Source organism: Guyparkeria sp. SCN-R1 (assembly GCF_003932495.1).
GTDB lineage: Bacteria > Pseudomonadota > Gammaproteobacteria > Halothiobacillales > Halothiobacillaceae > Guyparkeria.
The window spans coordinates 1-315 of sequence record NZ_QZMT01000065.1 but is presented as its reverse complement, the minus strand read 5'-3'; the positions used below and the strand labels follow the sequence as shown (position 1 = coordinate 315).

Here is a 315-nt window from a genome sequence, read left to right as displayed (position 1 = left end):
ACGGTTTCTTCCTCCGCGCGGCGGGCCTGCTCGGCACGAGCCTCGGCGTCGAACAGCGCCTGGTTGAATGCCTGGTCGACGGCCGCCCGTGCCGGCGCCTGCCGGATCACGCCCATCGCCTGGTGGTTCTCGTCGCGGATCACCAGCCAGGCGGGCTTTTCCGCCAGTGCCTGTTCGAAGCGGGCCAGGTTGCAGGGACACGTGACCTCGGCCACGCGACGCTCGATGATGCTGGAGACGCCGACGTTGTCACCGTTGAACCACAGCGAGGGGCCGGTCATCTGCTGGTCGTTGGCCCGCAGCATGGCGTCGAAC

At 68.6% G+C, this 315-nt stretch carries 1 protein-coding gene; it reads right to left on the bottom strand.

Going from position 1 to position 315, the window contains the following annotated elements; all coding sequences use genetic code 11:
- Positions 1 to 315: hypothetical protein (locus D5687_RS11330; RefSeq protein ID WP_158611876.1), on the bottom strand; the 315-nt coding region annotated here is incomplete at both ends.